The organism is Mesorhizobium sp. B2-1-8 (assembly GCF_006442545.2).
GTDB lineage: Bacteria > Pseudomonadota > Alphaproteobacteria > Rhizobiales > Rhizobiaceae > Mesorhizobium.
In genome coordinates, this window is sequence record NZ_CP083952.1 from 5,025,758 (window position 1) to 5,041,538 (window position 15,781).

The window sequence follows — 15,781 nt, forward strand, 5'->3', positions numbered from 1 at the left end:
TCCATGCTCACTTGCTTGCAAGGACGTTGCCCTGGTAATCGACCCCAACGTTGAGGTTTTCGCCTCCTTTGGAGGCCTGACCGCGCCAGATGCCCTGGTTGTCCTTGGTAAGCTTCGACACGTTTTTATATCCCGCATTCTCGATACGGCTCTTGGCCTGGGCTTCGGTGAAGCTGTTTGCGCCCGGTACGAGAGCGGCGGCGTTCGGAGTATTGTCGGTCTTCACCGCCGGCGTTGTCGCTCCGGTGATGTCATCTTGCGCGGCGGCGATCTTTTCGATCGTCTGCTGGTGCATCTTCAGCGTACCGACCGTCTGCTGGGCGAAAGTCTTGAGTGCCGCGTTGTCACCACCGCTGGCATAATCTTCAAACAGCTTGACTGCGTCGTCATGCGCCTTGCGCTGCATGTCGACATACAGTGGATCGATCGGCTGCTGCGCGTTCTTGAGCTTGTCCAGATCCGCTTGGTGCTGGGCGTCGAGCGCTGCCGGTACTTTCAATTTTTGTTGGTTGGCGACCGCTTCCAGCTTGGCGTTGGCGGCGCCGTGGTCACGGATCATCATCTGAGCAAAATCCTTGATGCGCTGGTCCTGGGTCTTGCCCAGGGCAATCTGGCTCGAATCGACCTCGAACTTGCCGCCGACGGCAGCTTTGTCGACAAAATCCTGGGCGCTGTCGGCAGCGAAGGCAGGCATTGCGAGAACAACGGACGCAGTGGCGAAGGCGGCAAGAAGGTGTCGTGTTTTCATCGGCTTTATCCTTGTCAGTGAGCGAATTTTCGCTGCGTTCCTAACAAGCCAAAATGCGCTTTGTTCCCCGCGTCCAGATGACACGATGGCGGACCAGGCGGCGCCAAAGACCGCCGTGGAGGCAAGCGGTTTCCAGGCGCCGCCATTCCAAACGCGGGGTGCGCGGGAACAAATCGACGGTCGCGGAGTTGGGAGCGGTTTGCGCGACGCCGTCTCCTTCGGCAGGCTTCGTAAAGTGACAGGGGCAGGTCTCGGAGGGGCAGGTGCTTACAGGCCGTTTCAGAAAAACGGTCGTCATTCAACCGGGCCGAATTGAACGAGACAGGGTTGTCGTCTCCGTGTCCGATGCCGCTGAAGTGCTGCTGCGGGACTGGCCAAAGCCGACATCCGAAATGTGTCTTGCCGCGATCAGGGCGTGCCTCGCCGTGATGCGTGGCGAAAAAGATCCAAAGGTCGCGAGACAGGCGTTCATCGTTGCGGCCAAGGACGCCAGGATCCTGCTTGAGCAAATCTAGGCATTGCAAACCTCCGCCGCGGATTTGGCAGAGTTCGGTTGGAAATTGGAAAGAGAGAGGTCATGGCGAAGATGTCAAATCCTACTCCTGCCTCTGCCAGAGGAGAGATTCAGGCGGGAGCGACGCAGGACAAAACGCCGGGATTCGATCCCGCCATTGCCCCGCTGGAAACCGACGCCGAGGCGGCCGACACACAAAATCCGGTAGCTGAAGCAGAGCCGCCACGTTCCCGGCCAAAATTCGAGAACGACGCCAGCTTCGCCAATGCGATGCGGCCGATCGAAGGCGAACCGGAACTGCGGCCTCGCGGCAACTGGCCGCTCTTGGTCATAGCAGCTGTCGTTTTGGTCGCAGCCGCGGTTTTTCTGGCCGCGAGCATGCTGCGCTGAAAATTCACGACGATGCGCGGCGATGACCTATTCGCGAAGATCGGGTGCGCTCTTCATGCCAGAGACTTCGGTCATCGGGCACAGCAGCCGCGGGCGCGCCGGGTCGGATGTCGAGCTTGTCCCAAGGGATGCGGTACAGACCATCACGGCGGCGCAGCCGAAACAGATCGAGCACCGCCACGCGACGAAATCGTCGTCATCCCGTTCGGCGCAGATTTCCTCGATGTAGCCGATGCTCTTGCCTCGTTGCGATAGAACGCATCGCCCAGCTAGATGTTCGAGATTGACGTTGGTCATCATCAAGCTCCCGGGATGCGTCCGATGACATGATCGCGCAGCCAGTCCTGCCAGGCGAAGATCGACGTCTGACGCACATCCACATCGAACTCGATATCGATACCGATATCCTTCACCTTGTGCCAGGCGATCCGATGCGGCTCGCCATGGCGCTTTCCGCCCAGCTTTGCCGCGAGTTGCGCCATCCACCGCCCGGGTCCTGCGCCGAGGCGGCGCGCCAAAGTGATGGAGCCAAGTTCGATCGCAACGATCCTTGGCGGCTTGCCCTGCCGCAACTCCGCCACCACCAGCCCATCGATCTTGCCTTGACCTGTTCGCGGTCAACCACCTGCTTGTCCAGGAGATCACGCAGCAATTTCATCATGTGCCTCCGAATATCTGCAGCGGAATCGTCACCACAGCCAGCACAAAGCCGAGCGCGATCATGAAGATGACCGCGGCATTGGAGAAAATACCGTTGCGATGCGCGCCGACATAGCGTCGTTCAGCAGAAACAGCAGTGGAACCACGGTCATCGGCAAGCTGGCCGCCGTCAGCGCCATGGAAAAGATGGTGAGCCTCAGCGGATCGAGACCAAGCATGATGGGGATAGCGGCAAGAAACAACGATACCGTGTACACCGCGCTGAACCCTGGGTTGTCGCGCGGCTTGCGATCCTCGCCCCACGTCCAGCCAAAACCTTGAGCCACGAGGTAAGCCTGCTGCAGCCCGACTTCGAGAGCAGCGCCGAGGCAGGCAAAGGCGAGAGAGGCTATGAGCAGGACGAAACCCCACAAGCCGAATACTGGGATCAGCATCAACGGCAACTGGTGATAGTCCTCCACCTGGTCGAAGCCGTGCGTCGCCAGCATGAGGGCGGCCACGATCAGCACGCCTACCGAAACGGTCCCCCAGAACGCCATCCCCAGTCCCGCTATGGCCCGATTGGCACGGAGATAGCTCTTGTTCCACTGGTCCTCGATTGCCCCGGAGGAATAAGAACATGAACAGGTATGGCGATATCGAGGCGCCGAGGCTGGCCAACTTACATCACCACAGCACGTTCGCTCAGGCGGAGACTCTCAACCAGCCGACCTTGATTTCGACTACCACGTTCCACCAAAGACGAGCGCCCGCCGGCAAGCCGACGGGCGAATTTGATCAGGCAACCCAGCAAGGCAGCTGGCGGTCAGTGGCGGGCCGCGTCTTCATCGCGCTGATTGCCGCCAAGTGCCGCGGCAACGCCGGCGATGAAAGCACCCACGATCATCGAAAGGGCGCCGACCAGCGCAAAAGTGGCGCTTGCCTTTCGGGCAGTGTCCGCGGCGGCCTTCGCCTTGTTCTTGGCGTCTTCTATTCCTGCGAGAACCGTGCCTACGCGCTTTGCGGCATCGGCCTCCGAAAGCCCGGTGCGGGATGCGACCAGTTTCGCAAGATAAGTCTTGTCGTCGGCCGATACCCCTCCCCTGGAAGCGCTCGCGACAAGGATGTGGGTCGCCTGGGCGGTCGCGCCGGCATCGTTCTGGCCAGCAGGAGCGGCGGTTCCGCTATTGGCTGGCCGGAACAGCGCATCGACGAAGTAGCCCAAGCTGTCATTGTCACCCGCGCCGCCCGCGGCATTCGTGACGGCGGAAGTAGCGCCCGCAGCCATGCCCGAGACGACGTTGGACGTGGCCTGCACACCCGCCCCGACTGTTGCCGATAAAGCCGAGCCGAAGACCCCCGCAACCAGCAGCGTTGCTAAGGCCCAGGCAAGGAAGCCGTGCGCGGTATCGCGAAAGTAGACTTCATCATCGTGAACGCCGACCCATTTTGTGCGCAGGCGGCCGGCAAGATAACCGCCTAACCCGGCCGACAGCCATTGTACGACGACCAGCCATACGGCGGCCGAAACCGCGAAAGTGGTGACCGACGCGCTTGCGCCGGTCCAGGGTGAAATCATCGTCAGTCCCAGTCCCGAGCCGATCAGCATCAGGATTATCGTCAGCGTCGACGCAGCAAAAGCACCCGCAATGATCGGGGCCCAGCTCACGGCGGATGACGACGACTCCCTTGAGCCGGAAACTTCAATGTCAGCAATTACGGGGTTCATCTGACGCTCCTAGCGTGCGAACAGCATGAGCAGAATGATTATCGGGATTGGAACTCCCAGCAGTCAAAGCAATATACCGCGTCCCATGGCAACCTCCTGTATTGTCGAGACGAATACCAATTCCCGGAACCGGCTTTCGTTCCAAAGGTCTAGTCACCCAGATCAAGGACAGAATAGACAAGGTTCGTTCAGCTGATCTGGCGCCTCCCATTGCATTCGTTTCCCGTCCCCGCCCAGGAGCGCGGCCGATCGGCGTCCAACTTTAAGACGGCACGTTGGTTCCACCTCGCTAGAAGGAGATCGGACCCAAGTCCAAGGGTTCCAGGAATGAGGCGGCAACTCAGCCTTTCCGCCATCAGACCTGCGAGACCAGCAGCGTCATCAGGCTGCCGACGATCATACACCGTCCGAGACAGCCGGTTTCGGTGAATTGCCCTATTTTCCCGTTACAGCTAGCGCATTTGGTCGGCGGGTCGACGACGCATGACGGCATATGCCGTCTGGCAATTGCGTTTGCCGCATCTCGGAAGGTCGCCGCCCAGGATCTTCTGGTCCCTGCCGGGCCAAGTGCCGCGCTCACCATGATAGACCAAATCTTTTCACGCGGCGGCAAGCGCCCCCGAAGTGATCACCATCCCAGCCCGACCCCGTGCCTCGTCGAGTAGAAGATCACAAAATATTTCGCCGGGAACGTCGCTTGACTCTGTCGGTTCTGGTTGCTCGAGGAAGTCGAAACGCCTTCCTCGAATTTCGCTAACTTTGAACACTGGGCGAACGCCGTTCTGTTTGGAACAGCAAGCCAACCGAAGGAGAGACATTGATGGTGAAGAACAGTTCGTTCGGCGCTGCGAACGGCCTGGAAAGCCTGTTCGTGGATGGCCTGAAAGACATCTACTATGCGGAAAAGAAAATTCTAAAGACGCTGCCGAAGATGGCCAAGGCGGCGCAATCGGAAGAGGTGAGCGCAGCCTTCGAAAAGCATCGCACCGAGACGGAAGGTCAGGTCGACCGGCTCGAGCAAGTTTTTGAAATGCTAGGCAAGCAGGCCCGGGGCAAGACGTGTCCCGCAATCGACGGGATCATCGAAGAGGGTTCGGAAATCCTCGAGGAATACAAGAACGAGCCGGCACTCGACGCGGGCCTCGTGGCGGCTGCCCAGTCGGTCGAGCACTATGAAATGGCGCGCTACGGCACGCTGATTGCGTGGGCGGAGCAACTGGGCCTGAAGGATGCGCTGCCCTTGCTGCGCCAGACCCTCAAGGAAGAATCCGCCACCGACGAAACCCTTACTAAGCTGGGCGAAAGCGGCGCGAACGAGCGGGCCTTGCAGGCGGCCGCCTGAGGCGCCTCGCATACTCTCGGTTCGCGTGCCAAAAAGGGCAACTGGCGATGCGGCCTCGGGCTCCCGACCGAGGCCGCGGTTTTCACCTAAGGACTAGTATGCTGCCTTGTGCACATTAATCAGCATTCGCAATTGATTGGACCGTTCTGGGTCTTGGCCCGGCGGCCCTGTGCCGAGTGCAGTTGCCACGACCGGCAAGGCGACGACTGCGCTGCCGGGGTGAAAGAGCAAGGCGCGGGGATTGATTCTGGACGTAGCAACTCTCCTCATCTGTTTTGAGAACCGTCAGATCGGTGACCTAGCGCCATCAGATCGTAACACGACAGTTTGCGCATTAGTGTCAGGACGGAAGGTCCCATGTCAGCCAACAGCCACGGCGGCTCACGGCCTGCATCTCGGACTAGATGCGCCGCGCCCTGCAAGCCGCAATGGAAGCTTGGATGCGGCAGGCTTGTCACGGCCGGGGCGCTTCCGCTCGGCGGCAAAGCCGATCATCTCGCGCAGCAGATCGGCATCCGGGGTCTTCTCCACGAGCGTGCGCAGGTTCATCATGTCGTCGGTCATCGGTGGTCCTTCCGAAATGGGGTTGGATCCACAACCAAACCCTACCGGAAAACGCCGATGACCACCGACACCCCGCTCACTCGCTACAGCGCTACTAACGGCGCGCTCGCGAGCGGCTTCGTAACCGCCAGCTACACCGCTTGATGGGACACGACCAACAAAATCGCTCCTACAAGCGAAACGTTTACCCGACATCGAAGGTGTCAGCATTTGCTTGGGACGAGCCGCCTCAGATCAGAACACTTGCGGATCGGCAGGCTTCGAGTCTCAGATTCTCAGAATAGGATCGTCTGGCGCCCTGCGGACTGAAGCCGGCAAACTCGAGACACCGCGGTACCAACAGAGACGATGGATTTTTGAGGTACAAGCTTCAATCCTAGGCTCCGCCGCGGCGGGAACAGCCAAGGGGCCCGGTGCTGGCTCTGGAACCCGGTCCCGCAAGCCGCCTTTTGCGAGGGTGCGGGGACTGCCCGCCGTCTCATTCCCAAATCGCAAGCTCAGAAATGTTCCAAAAATAAAACCAGCGGCAGTTCACTCTGCACCGGAACATCTGCGCCCTGCGGCCGTTTGCCCTCGTGTTCAACAAGGAGACTTCCGAGCATGGATTGGAACCGCGTGGAAGGGAACTGGAAGCAGGTTAAGGGCAAGGTCAAGGAGCAGTGGGGCAAGCTTACCGATGACGATCTCGACCGCATCGGCGGCAAGCGCGACCAGCTAGAAGGCAAGATCCAGGAGCGCTACGGTATCGAGAAGGATCGAGTTCGTCGCGATATCGACGAATGGTATGCCCGCCAGGGCTGGTAGCGTGCGGGAGCGAGGGAGCCGCAGCCTTCAGTCCGGGCTGCGGCACCAAAAAAACGAGAATTTGGGTAGCCGGGCAAAGGCAGTCGCGACCAGCTTTGTCCTTCATTGCGGTATCTCCCATTCACGTCGCCTGTGCCTCAAGCTTCGCTGCCTGGTATACCATGCACCACCACCCGATCTCATCCTTCCAACTTGGCGTTAAAGAGTGCCAGATCGGGAGAAGAAGCCCGGTCCTGGCCTATCGCATGGCGACTTTGCGCCTCCATTCAGTCGTACCGTGCAGCTGAGATGGAAGTCGTACTCGTTCGCTAGTTCGGCGATTAGGACCGTCGCGACAGCTGCACTGAGGAAAATAGCGCTCCAAGCGAATTGCGCGGCGCACGGGCAATGCTTGTTGGGGTGTCTACAATTACTGGGCGCCGGACGGCCATTGGGGCAGCGGAGCCAGGCCGCGGTTGAACTGCTTCCATCACATGGACTCATCTATCACGCAGCAGGCACGAAGCATGGCGTGGGCCCGCCGAAGCGAGACCAGATAGCACTATCCTAGCAGAAGCATTGTGCGAACCGAACCGCGGCCCGGCAGCAATTGGCCGCTTTTGTTCATTGCAGCCGTCGTTTGGTGGCGGCCGTGGTGTTCCTGGCTGGTAGCATGCTGCGCTGAAAATCCAGGACGATGCGCGGCCGAGGCCGCCGTTCGTGATCGTTGCTCGACCGGACCTGAACACGAGCATCCCGTCGAAACGCCCAGACCAACGGCCACCGGTAATCTAATCCAGCCTTAGATGACGCGCCACCGAAGGCCAAAGCCGGCACTTGATGCGCCACAAGAACAGTCTCCCCACGACCGAAGCAAATCATAAGTTGATCTGGAGTGCGCCGCATGCCGGTCAATCGAACGCCGCGCGGGCGCGGATGGCGAGAAATGGAACGTGGCAAAGGGAGCAATGTCAGCCGACCCGAGCCTCATTCGATAGACCATGCCGGTTCGTTCAACCCTGCTCGCTCGCGCCTGCGGGATTCTCGATCCTGTATTCGTGGATTAGGCCGAGAACCTGACATCTTACCGCCTCGCGCGCTTCCGGCTGAATGAAGGGCATCAGCCGGTCGACGGTTTCGACGATCGCCCGCGGCAGATCCGCAACGGCATCGGTAAGCTCGCTGCCATGCTCATACATGTTGTCGGTCAGCTTCTTGTCCAGATCGGAAAGGATGCCCATCAGCACACTCCATGTCCGTGCTCTCACCCTCTGATAATGGCCAGCAAAGCGGAGATGTTCCGCGCAGGACGCGCCCAGACGGTTGCAGACGTCGTTTCCGATAGGCGCGTCACCGCAATGTCGTCTGGCCCGGGTCGTGTCGTCCGGCTTTCGGCGGGTCAGCCTGCCGGCATTGGCACGGAACCCCTGACGAATTCTTCCAGATAAGGCAGCAATTCGAAAAGCAGGATCACGACCATCACGCAGACGATATAAGTCACCGGCAGCGGCTGCGATCTCCAGGCAAGATCAAAGCGTGCGGTTTGCCGTCCTGTCCCGAACAGTGCAAGCAACGTCCCCAATGGAGGGAGACGACGCTGACCAGCCCCATTTACGGTGCGCGCCGTTGTGGCGTAGCGCACATCCCAGATCGCCGTCGCCTCGTGAATGAAGAAGGTGACGATCATGACGGCTACGACGAGGGCGTTCACATCGAGGAACATGGCGGCAAGCAGTGGCACGCCGACCTCGGCGAACATCACGAGATGGATCAGCGATTCCTTGGCGCCCGCGGTCGACTCGATATGCGACGCGCGATGGCAGAGCCAGTCGGCAAAACCGGCGACCAACCAGACGGGGAGAAGAAAATACATCAGGATCAGAACGGAGGGATCTGACACACAACGCCCTCTCGTCTGAGTTCATATGAAAGATAGCGTCCCTGCTGAGCCAAGCTGCTGTTGCTAGAAAGCCGTCAATCACTGCTGCCCCGGCATTTCTGTATTTTCCTTGGGATTTTTCTGGATGCCGCGGCCGGTGAGGTATCCGCCGGAGCGTTACCCTCCTGGTTCTGCTCAGGCGCTCGTTTCAGGGGCGAGGTGCGCCAGCCCATATCAACGTAATGAAAGCCGATCAGGAATCCGACGATAATGACGGCGGCTATCACCAGCGAAATTACCGCGTTGCGTCGCTCCATCGCGCTGCTCCCTTACTGGCCTGGCAAGCGAGGATTGAGGGCGGCCAGATTGCACCAGCGACGTTCGTTTCGGGAACAATCAAGCAGGGGCGAGGTTTGGTAATGGCTTTCGCAAGGACGACCCGCGATGAAACCCGCCGTTACCGATCGTGTCGAAATCAAGAAATACGACCACCCGACGGGCGGGTGGGGATCCCTGTCCTCCCTGATCCGCAAGGCATATGGCGAAGGCCTGCTGATGTCTGGGATATGGAGCACGCTGCTCAAGCAGAACAAGGCGGACGGCTACATGTGCGTTTCCTGCTCATGGGCCAAGCCAGCGGAGCCGCGACCCTTCGAGTTTTGCGAAAATGGCGCCAAGGCCACCATGTGGGATCAGACGAAGCTGCGCTGCGGCCCCGACTTCTTCGCACGACATTCGGTCACCGAACTGCTCGATTGGCCGGATCGCGACCTGGAAAAGCAAGGCAGGCTCACCGATCCGCTGCGCTACAACGCTGTCAACGACCGCTATGAGCCGATCTCCTGGGATGAAGCCTTTGCCGAGATCGGCATGGAACTTCGGCGGCTCGATCCGAAGTCGGTCGTCTTCTACACATCGGGCCGGGCCTCGCTCGAAGCTTCGTTCATGTATCAGCTCTTCGCCCGCATCTACGGTTCGTCGAATCTGCCCGACTCTTCCAACATGTGTCACGAATCAACCTCGGTCGGGCTTCCCGAGTCGATCGGCTCGCCGGTTGGGACCGTGCAGCTCGAAGACTTTTCCAAATGCGACATGATGTTCTTCTTCGGCCACAACACCGGCGTGACGGCGCCGCGGCTGTTGCACCCGCTGCAGGAGGCTCGCCAGCGTGACGTGCCGGTGTTCACATTCAACCCCTTGCCGGAGCGAGGGCTTAGGCGTTTCAAGAATCCGCAGGACCCCGTCGAAATGTTGTCGCCAAGCCCCGGCACCAAGATGTCCAGCGACTTCTTCCAGGTCCGCAGCGGCGGCGACATTGCAGCGATGACCGGGATTGCCAAGGCGGTGCTGGCACTCGACGACGCGGCTCGGGAGAATGGAAATTTGCGCGTCCTCGATGTCGAGTTCGTCGCTGAACACACGCACGGTTTTGCTGATTTCGAAGCCTATTTACGCGCTGCCAAGTGGGACGACATCGTCACACGGTCGGGCATCGCGCGAGCGGATCTGGAGCATGTGGCAGAAGTCTACGGCCGCTCCAATGCGGTGATCGGCAATTATGGGATGGGTCTGACGCAGCACAGGCACGGCACCGAGAACGTCCAGATGCTGTGCAACCTGCTGCTGATGCGCGGCAACATGGGAAAACCCGGCGCCGGCATTTCGCCGCTACGTGGTCACTCCAACGTCCAGGGCCAGCGCACCGTCGGCATATCTGAAAAGCCTGAGCTCGTTCCGCTCGACAAATTCGCCGAATTCTATGCTTTCGAGCCTCCGCGTGAAAAGGGCCTCGATACGGTCGAGACCTGCGAAGGTGTCATTGCTGGCTCGGTGAAGGGCTTTGTCGGCCTAGGCGGCAATTTCGTGCGCGCCGTGCCCGAAACCGGCCTGGTCGAGAAGGCTTGGCGGCGATTAGGCCTGCATGTCGAAATCGCGACCAAACTCAACCGCAGTCATCTCATCCCTGGGGCGGTAACTTATCTGTTGCCCTGCCTGTCGCGGCTGGAGAGAGACCGGCAGGCAAGCGGCGATCAAACCGTTTCCATGGAGGATTCCACCGCCTGTATCCATGGCTCGTTTGGATCACGCCCGCCAGCTTCGCCAAATCTGCTTTCAGAGCCGAAGATCGTCGCCGAGCTGGCCAAGGCCACCGTGCCGGGCTCGAGTTCAATCCCTTGGGACGAGTGGGTTGCCGACTACTCGCGCATTCGCGACGAGATCGAGCGCTGCTTCCCCCAACATTTTCGCCAGTTCAACAAACGGTTCCTGGCGCCTGGAGGCTTTCATCGCGACATCAAGGCATCGAAACGAGTTTGGGAGACGCCGAATAAGAAGGCCAATTTCAAGCTGCCGACGACGCTCGAGACGAACCCCGACATCGATATATCGGGGCGCAAGGTCCTGACGCTGATGACGGTGCGTTCCAATGACCAGTTCAACACAACCGTCTACGGTTATGATGACAGGCTGCGCGGCATCCATGGCACACGCATGGTCTTGCTGATGAACGAGGCCGACATCCAGCGGTTCGGGTTGAGCGCGGGGCAGCAGGTCGATCTCGAAACCCATGCAGATGACGGCGTGGAGCGGCGCGTGCGTGGCTTGCGCGTGACACCTTATTCCGTGCCTCAAGGCAACTGCGCCGGCTATTATCCAGAGCTCAATCCCCTGGTGCCGCTCTGGCATCGCGCCAAGAAGGCTCACGTGCCGGCCGCGAAGTCGGTCCCGGTAAGAATTATCGGCTGATATATGACCGAGACCAGAGGGGCATCCCCTTTCCACCTCGCCCACCATTTTGGCTGGCGGCAAAATCCTGAACAGGCAGCGGCGTCAACCCTGACCGCCGGTTGACCCCTAACCGCCAGATCGCTTCGGCAATGCCGGCTGCTTGGGTTGCGTGCCCTGCTGGTCCCCGCCAGTACTGGACTGTGGCGTCGGATCGGTATCCGTCGTCGGGTTCTTGTCGACCGGCTGGCTGTTCATCGTATCTGTCTTGGATTTGACAGGGTCGGCATTGTCGTTGCAGCCCGCTAAGGCAAGGAACGCCGCGACCACACATATTACAACGCCGCTCTCATGCCGGCTTTTCCTCGGTGAACTCGGCTGAAGCAGCCTCCAAGTGGCCTACGCGGTCGAACCGCACCGAAAGCCCCTGTTTGACCGCACTTCGGGCCAGCAGATGATCCAGTTCGGCATCTTCTATGGGGCTCCGAACCACCCGACGAATGGCCTTGCATGCCAGCTCGGTCGACACGAAATCATACCTTCTGCTTCGGGCGAGAACATATTGTTCAACCAGCATCTTCACGCGCCTGAGCGCGATTTCATCGGCATAATGCATTTGGTGGTTCCTCCTGCGCGCCGAACTGCCGAACGGGTAGGTTGTTCCACCTGGTTCAAAACATGACCGCTCCTCACGGAAAGCCCGCGCTTCCCGGCCGGGGAGTGCGCGGGCTGATCAGGTTGAGGGGAACCCGATCGTGCCGCGTCAATCGGGGGGAGCAATGACGCCACACGATACCGAACACCAATCGACGCCAGTTGTTCCACTTTGACGTCTTCGAGTTGTTCACCCCTGAACGGGAGATCCGCTTTTGGCCACGGTTCCAGAATGGCGAGATCGGTCCGTCCTTCGTAATCCGCTGGATTGATCACGACAGGCTTTAAATCACGACTGTTTCCTGGCTGCGCGAAGCGACGCGAGCTCCGCCACGGCGGTGAGGATGTCCGTTTCGCTTGCGGGCTTTGCCACGAATTTGCAGCTTCGAAACGGGGCTGGAACATCGCGCTCCCCAAATCCCGTTACGAAGGCAAACGGAGTGCCGCGGGCCAGCAAGACTTCCGCGACCGGCAGGCTCGTTTCAGCGTTGAGTTGAATATCCAGCAACGCCACGTCGACCTTGTCCGCCTCGACAAGTTGAAGCGCGGCGGCAACGGACGAAACAGGGCCGACCACCGGATAGCCCGCTGCACGCAGCTCAGACGCGACGTCCTCCGCGATCAGCCACTCGTCCTCGACCACCAGAACGCGCGATCTATCGCTCATGTCGCGTCCTTATGGTTTGCCGAAAAGGCGATCTGGATCTCGAGACCGTTCTTGCGGAAGGAGGTCTCGACATGGCCGCCGAGCCTGTAGCCGATTTCCCCCTTCAACAGGTTCAGGCCAAAGCCATCGTTCAACGGCTCATTGACGGGAGGGCCGTCCTTTTCGCGCCAGCCGAGCGTGAAACTGTCGCCCTCCATCTCCCATTTGACGCCGATCCTGCCTTGGGGCTTGGACAAGGCGCCATGCTTGGCCGCATTGGTGGCCAGTTCGTGGATCGCCATACTGAGGGAAAGGCCCTGTTGCGGGCCGAGTTTTACGTCGTCGCCATCGAGGTCGATCCGTTCGATGCCGAACGGTTCGAGTTCCTGATGGAGCAATTCCTTGACCGAAGCCTCCTTCCACCTCTCGCGGGTCAGCAGTCCGTAGGCGCGGGACATGGCGTGCAGCCGACCGATCAGCGCGTCCACGAACTCTTCCTTCGTATCGGAACTGTCCCGCGTGCGGTTGGCAATGCTGGCGATCACCGCCAGCATATTTTTGACGCGATGGTTGAGCTCCGAGATGAGCACCTGCTGATGCTCTTCCGCCCGCGCCAGGGTGGTAACGTCGACCAGTGTCACCACGACGCCCTGTATCCTGTTGCCCTTGTCCCGATAGGGGTTGATACGGACCATGTGAAACAGACCCCTGGCATCGCGCGCAAGATGATGATCCAGGGTCTCGCCTGTCTCGAACACGTTGTCGATGTGCTGCTTCAACTCGGGATAATCGAGTTGGCTCGACAAATCAGTCAACGGCCGGCCGACGTCGGAGGGGCGCAGGCTGAAGAAGGACGAAGCCGCCGGCGTGAAGGTCCGCACCACAAGACTGCGGTCGAGGAAAATGGTCGCGATGTCGGTGCTTTCGAACAGGTTCCGCAGATCGCTGTTGGCGTGATCGAGTTGTTCTATCTTGCTGGTCAACTCCGCATTGATCGTGTTGAGCTCTTCGTTGAGCGACTGCATCTCTTCCTTGGACGCTTCAAGTTCCTCATTGGTGGATTGCGACTCTTCATTGACGGAGACAAGTTCCTCGTTCGAGGATTTCACCTCTTCAAGGGCGGTCTCGTATTCCTCTATGGTGGATTGGAGACGCTCTCTTACATCGCGCAGTTCCCGCTCGAGATCGGCGGTGCTGTCGCTGTCACGACTTCCGCCGGCCTCATCGGATCGGGCCTGCGTCGGTCCCGACGGCTCGAAGAGGACAAGGTAAAGCGGCTCACCATTGCCCCGCTCGGCGAGCGGCTCGATCGTCAGCCTGATCGGTTGCACGCGTTCCTCGTCTTCCTCGACGGCGAGGTTTTCCCGCACGACCGTGCGGCGTGTCGTGGTCGCTTCCCTCAATGCGGCACGCAGGTCCAGCCGGAGCCCGCGGCGCGCCATCGTCAGCAACTGCCGGCTGGGGATACCTTGCGGCGCTTCGAGATACCTGCCGGTCCTCGCCGAATAGTAGACGACGTCGCCTTCGGCGTTGACGAGGACATGCGGCGGCGCGAACCGCTCCAGCACCTGCGCCTCGACAGCCTGACGCAGCGGATAGCCGACCGTTCCCTTCTTCAAGCCAGCGGTTTCGGCGGGAAAAACGCCGGAAGGAACATCGCCGATCAGGGCCGGCAGCCTGATGTGCGGCGAGACATGCTCCCGTGCCTGGAAGAGGCGATGTTTTTTGTCGACGGTGGCAAACAGATTTTCGTGCTGCCCAACGCTCTCGGACGTGCCGAGGAAAAGATAACCCCCGGGCTTCAGCGAATAGTGAAAGACAGGAAGAACGCGGCTTTGAATGGCTGGGCCGAAATAGATCAGCAGGTTACGGCACGAAACCAGATCCATGCGCGAGAAGGGCGGATCGCGGATGACGCTATGTGGCGAGAAGATGCACAGTTCCCGGATTTCGTTGCTGAGGACGTAGCTTTCGCCATCGCCGTTGAAGAACCGCTGTTTGCGTTCGGGGGAAAGTCCTTGCATCAACGCTTCGGGATAGCGTGCCGCGCGCGCAACCGCCAGCGCCGGCTCGTCTATGTCGGTGGCGAAAATCTGGACGCGAGGCACGGCCGAAAGCGTTTCCATGTGTTCCCGCAGCAAGATCCCGATGGAAAACACCTCTTCGCCCGTGGCGCAGCCGGGAACCCAGACCCTGACAGTATCGCTCGCCGTCTTGCCGTCGAACAGCCGCGGTATGATCTTTTGTTCGAGCAATTCGAAGGCGTCGGAATCGCGGAAGAAGTTGGTGACATTGATCAGCAGATCGCGAAACAGGTTCATCACCTCGCGAGGGTCCTTCTTCAGCCAATCGATATAGGCGCCGATGGACTGAATCTGGGCGATCTGCATGCGCCGCTTGATCCGGCGCAGGAATGTCTTGGTTTTATAACCTGAAAAGTCGTGGCCGGAGTGGCTGCGCAAGATCCCGTATATCTGTTCGCGGACCTGATCTAGGTCTGCCGCATGGACGTCCTCGTCACTCGCCAGCCCGTCCAGCGTGTCGAAGCCGCGGGCGTAAGCCACGAGCTTCGCCCCAATCTCCTCGGCGGGCACGGCGACGTCGATGAGCCCGCTGGCAATGGCGCTCTGCGGCATGTCGGGATTGCGCGGACCGTAGCCGTCAGCCGCTTGCGCGACGGTGAGCCCGCCTCGCTCCTTGATGGCCTTGACGCCCAAGGTTCCATCGGAATCACCGCCCGACAGAATGACGCCGACCGCGTATTCGCCCTGGTCGTCGGCCAGTGCGCTGAAGAAAATATCGACGGGTTTACGCTCCTGGGTAAGCCCATTGGGCCGCCTCGGGTGCAAGACGCCATCCTCGATGACGAGAGTGACGTTTTCCGGCATCACATAGACGTGGTCCGGTTCAACAGCCACGCCGTCCTCGACCACCACCACGGGCATCTCGGTGTAGCGGTCGATAACCTCATGCAGCAGGCTGTTGCGCTTGGGGCTTAGATGCGTGATGACCACGAACGCCATGCCGGGCTGACTGGTGATGCCCTTGAACAGCCCTTCCATCGCGGGAATGCCACCCGCTGACGCGCCGACGCCGACGATGGGGAACTTGATGGATCGGGCTGTCACGGCATGTCCCTCTTTCACCGACCCGACATGATTCCCTCAAG

Annotated in this window: 16 protein-coding genes and 1 pseudogene; 5 read left to right on the top strand and 12 right to left on the bottom strand. The window is 60.1% G+C overall.

Annotated elements, in window-relative coordinates:
- Window positions 1-7 precede the first annotated feature (7 nt).
- A complete protein-coding gene (locus FJ970_RS24765; protein ID WP_140764753.1) occupies window positions 8-748 on the bottom strand; it encodes a DUF4142 domain-containing protein in 741 nt (246 codons plus the stop codon).
- A gap of 356 nt (window positions 749-1,104) precedes the next feature.
- Here FJ970_RS24765 and FJ970_RS24770 point away from each other — a divergent pair, with 356 nt between their 5' ends.
- Both FJ970_RS24770 and FJ970_RS24775 read left to right on the top strand, forming a co-directional pair.
- Window positions 1,105-1,263, top strand: a complete 159-nt coding sequence (locus tag FJ970_RS24770) for a DUF982 domain-containing protein (RefSeq protein WP_415752050.1) — start codon at window positions 1,105-1,107, stop codon at window positions 1,261-1,263.
- Window positions 1,264-1,325: 62 nt separating this feature from the next.
- Window positions 1,326-1,652 (top strand): hypothetical protein, encoded by a 327-nt coding sequence (locus tag FJ970_RS24775; RefSeq protein WP_140764748.1) that lies wholly within the window; start codon window positions 1,326-1,328, stop codon window positions 1,650-1,652.
- Between the two features lie 27 nt (window positions 1,653-1,679).
- On the opposite strand, the gene FJ970_RS24780 is transcribed toward FJ970_RS24775, so the two are convergent.
- The 4 genes and pseudogenes from FJ970_RS24780 to FJ970_RS24795 all read right to left on the bottom strand — a co-directional run bounded on the left by FJ970_RS24780 (window position 1,680) and on the right by FJ970_RS24795 (window position 4,020).
- Window positions 1,680-1,949, bottom strand: a complete 270-nt coding sequence (locus FJ970_RS24780) for a hypothetical protein (protein ID WP_227791900.1) — start codon at window positions 1,947-1,949, stop codon at window positions 1,680-1,682.
- A gap of 2 nt (window positions 1,950-1,951) precedes the next feature.
- Window positions 1,952-2,310, bottom strand: a pseudogene (locus FJ970_RS24785) (hypothetical protein).
- A 61-nt stretch (window positions 2,311-2,371) separates the two neighbouring features.
- Window positions 2,372-2,851, bottom strand: coding sequence for a divalent metal cation transporter (locus FJ970_RS24790; protein WP_265336195.1), 480 nt, complete (start codon window positions 2,849-2,851; stop codon window positions 2,372-2,374).
- 266 nt (window positions 2,852-3,117) lie between these two features.
- On the bottom strand, window positions 3,118-4,020 hold the full coding sequence (locus FJ970_RS24795) for a hypothetical protein (RefSeq protein ID WP_140764745.1): 903 nt from the start codon (window positions 4,018-4,020) through the stop codon (window positions 3,118-3,120).
- An 820-nt stretch (window positions 4,021-4,840) separates the two neighbouring features.
- On the opposite strand from FJ970_RS24795, the gene FJ970_RS24800 reads away from it, so the two are divergent.
- Entirely contained in the window at window positions 4,841-5,362 is a 522-nt protein-coding gene (locus FJ970_RS24800) for a ferritin-like domain-containing protein (protein WP_140764742.1), read from the top strand.
- Between the two features lie 381 nt (window positions 5,363-5,743).
- On the opposite strand, the gene FJ970_RS24805 is transcribed toward FJ970_RS24800, so the two are convergent.
- Window positions 5,744-5,926, bottom strand: a complete 183-nt coding sequence (locus tag FJ970_RS24805) for a hypothetical protein (protein WP_140764739.1) — start codon at window positions 5,924-5,926, stop codon at window positions 5,744-5,746.
- 600 nt (window positions 5,927-6,526) lie between these two features.
- Here FJ970_RS24805 and FJ970_RS24810 point away from each other — a divergent pair.
- Window positions 6,527-6,730 (top strand): CsbD family protein, encoded by a 204-nt coding sequence (locus FJ970_RS24810; protein WP_140764736.1) that lies wholly within the window; start codon window positions 6,527-6,529, stop codon window positions 6,728-6,730.
- 992 nt (window positions 6,731-7,722) lie between these two features.
- Here FJ970_RS24810 and FJ970_RS24815 read toward each other — a convergent pair.
- From FJ970_RS24815 to FJ970_RS24825, 3 genes are all read right to left on the bottom strand, one after another.
- Window positions 7,723-7,950 (bottom strand): hypothetical protein, encoded by a 228-nt coding sequence (locus FJ970_RS24815; protein WP_181178809.1) that lies wholly within the window; start codon window positions 7,948-7,950, stop codon window positions 7,723-7,725.
- Window positions 7,951-8,108: 158 nt separating this feature from the next.
- Window positions 8,109-8,609, bottom strand: coding sequence for a diguanylate cyclase (locus FJ970_RS24820; protein WP_224597725.1), 501 nt, complete (start codon window positions 8,607-8,609; stop codon window positions 8,109-8,111).
- A gap of 74 nt (window positions 8,610-8,683) precedes the next feature.
- Window positions 8,684-8,905 (bottom strand): hypothetical protein, encoded by a 222-nt coding sequence (locus tag FJ970_RS24825; RefSeq protein ID WP_227791902.1) that lies wholly within the window; start codon window positions 8,903-8,905, stop codon window positions 8,684-8,686.
- Window positions 8,906-9,032: 127 nt separating this feature from the next.
- Between FJ970_RS24825 and FJ970_RS24830 the strand changes: the two genes are divergently transcribed.
- Window positions 9,033-11,333, top strand: coding sequence for an FdhF/YdeP family oxidoreductase (locus FJ970_RS24830; protein WP_140764733.1), 2,301 nt, complete (start codon window positions 9,033-9,035; stop codon window positions 11,331-11,333).
- Between the two features lie 328 nt (window positions 11,334-11,661).
- Here FJ970_RS24830 and FJ970_RS24835 read toward each other — a convergent pair whose 3' ends face one another.
- The 3 genes from FJ970_RS24835 to FJ970_RS24845 all read right to left on the bottom strand — a co-directional run bounded on the left by FJ970_RS24835 (window position 11,662) and on the right by FJ970_RS24845 (window position 15,740).
- Window positions 11,662-11,928: a hypothetical protein gene (locus FJ970_RS24835; RefSeq protein ID WP_140764730.1), complete on the bottom strand. Its 267-nt coding sequence runs from the start codon at window positions 11,926-11,928 to the stop codon at window positions 11,662-11,664.
- Window positions 11,929-12,255: 327 nt separating this feature from the next.
- Window positions 12,256-12,633, bottom strand: coding sequence for a response regulator (locus FJ970_RS24840; RefSeq protein WP_140764726.1), 378 nt, complete (start codon window positions 12,631-12,633; stop codon window positions 12,256-12,258).
- Window positions 12,630-15,740, bottom strand: coding sequence for a CheR family methyltransferase (locus tag FJ970_RS24845; RefSeq protein ID WP_140764723.1), 3,111 nt, complete (start codon window positions 15,738-15,740; stop codon window positions 12,630-12,632). The genes FJ970_RS24840 and FJ970_RS24845 overlap by 4 nt, the downstream gene beginning before the upstream one ends.
- Between the last annotated feature and the right edge of the window lie 41 nt (window positions 15,741-15,781).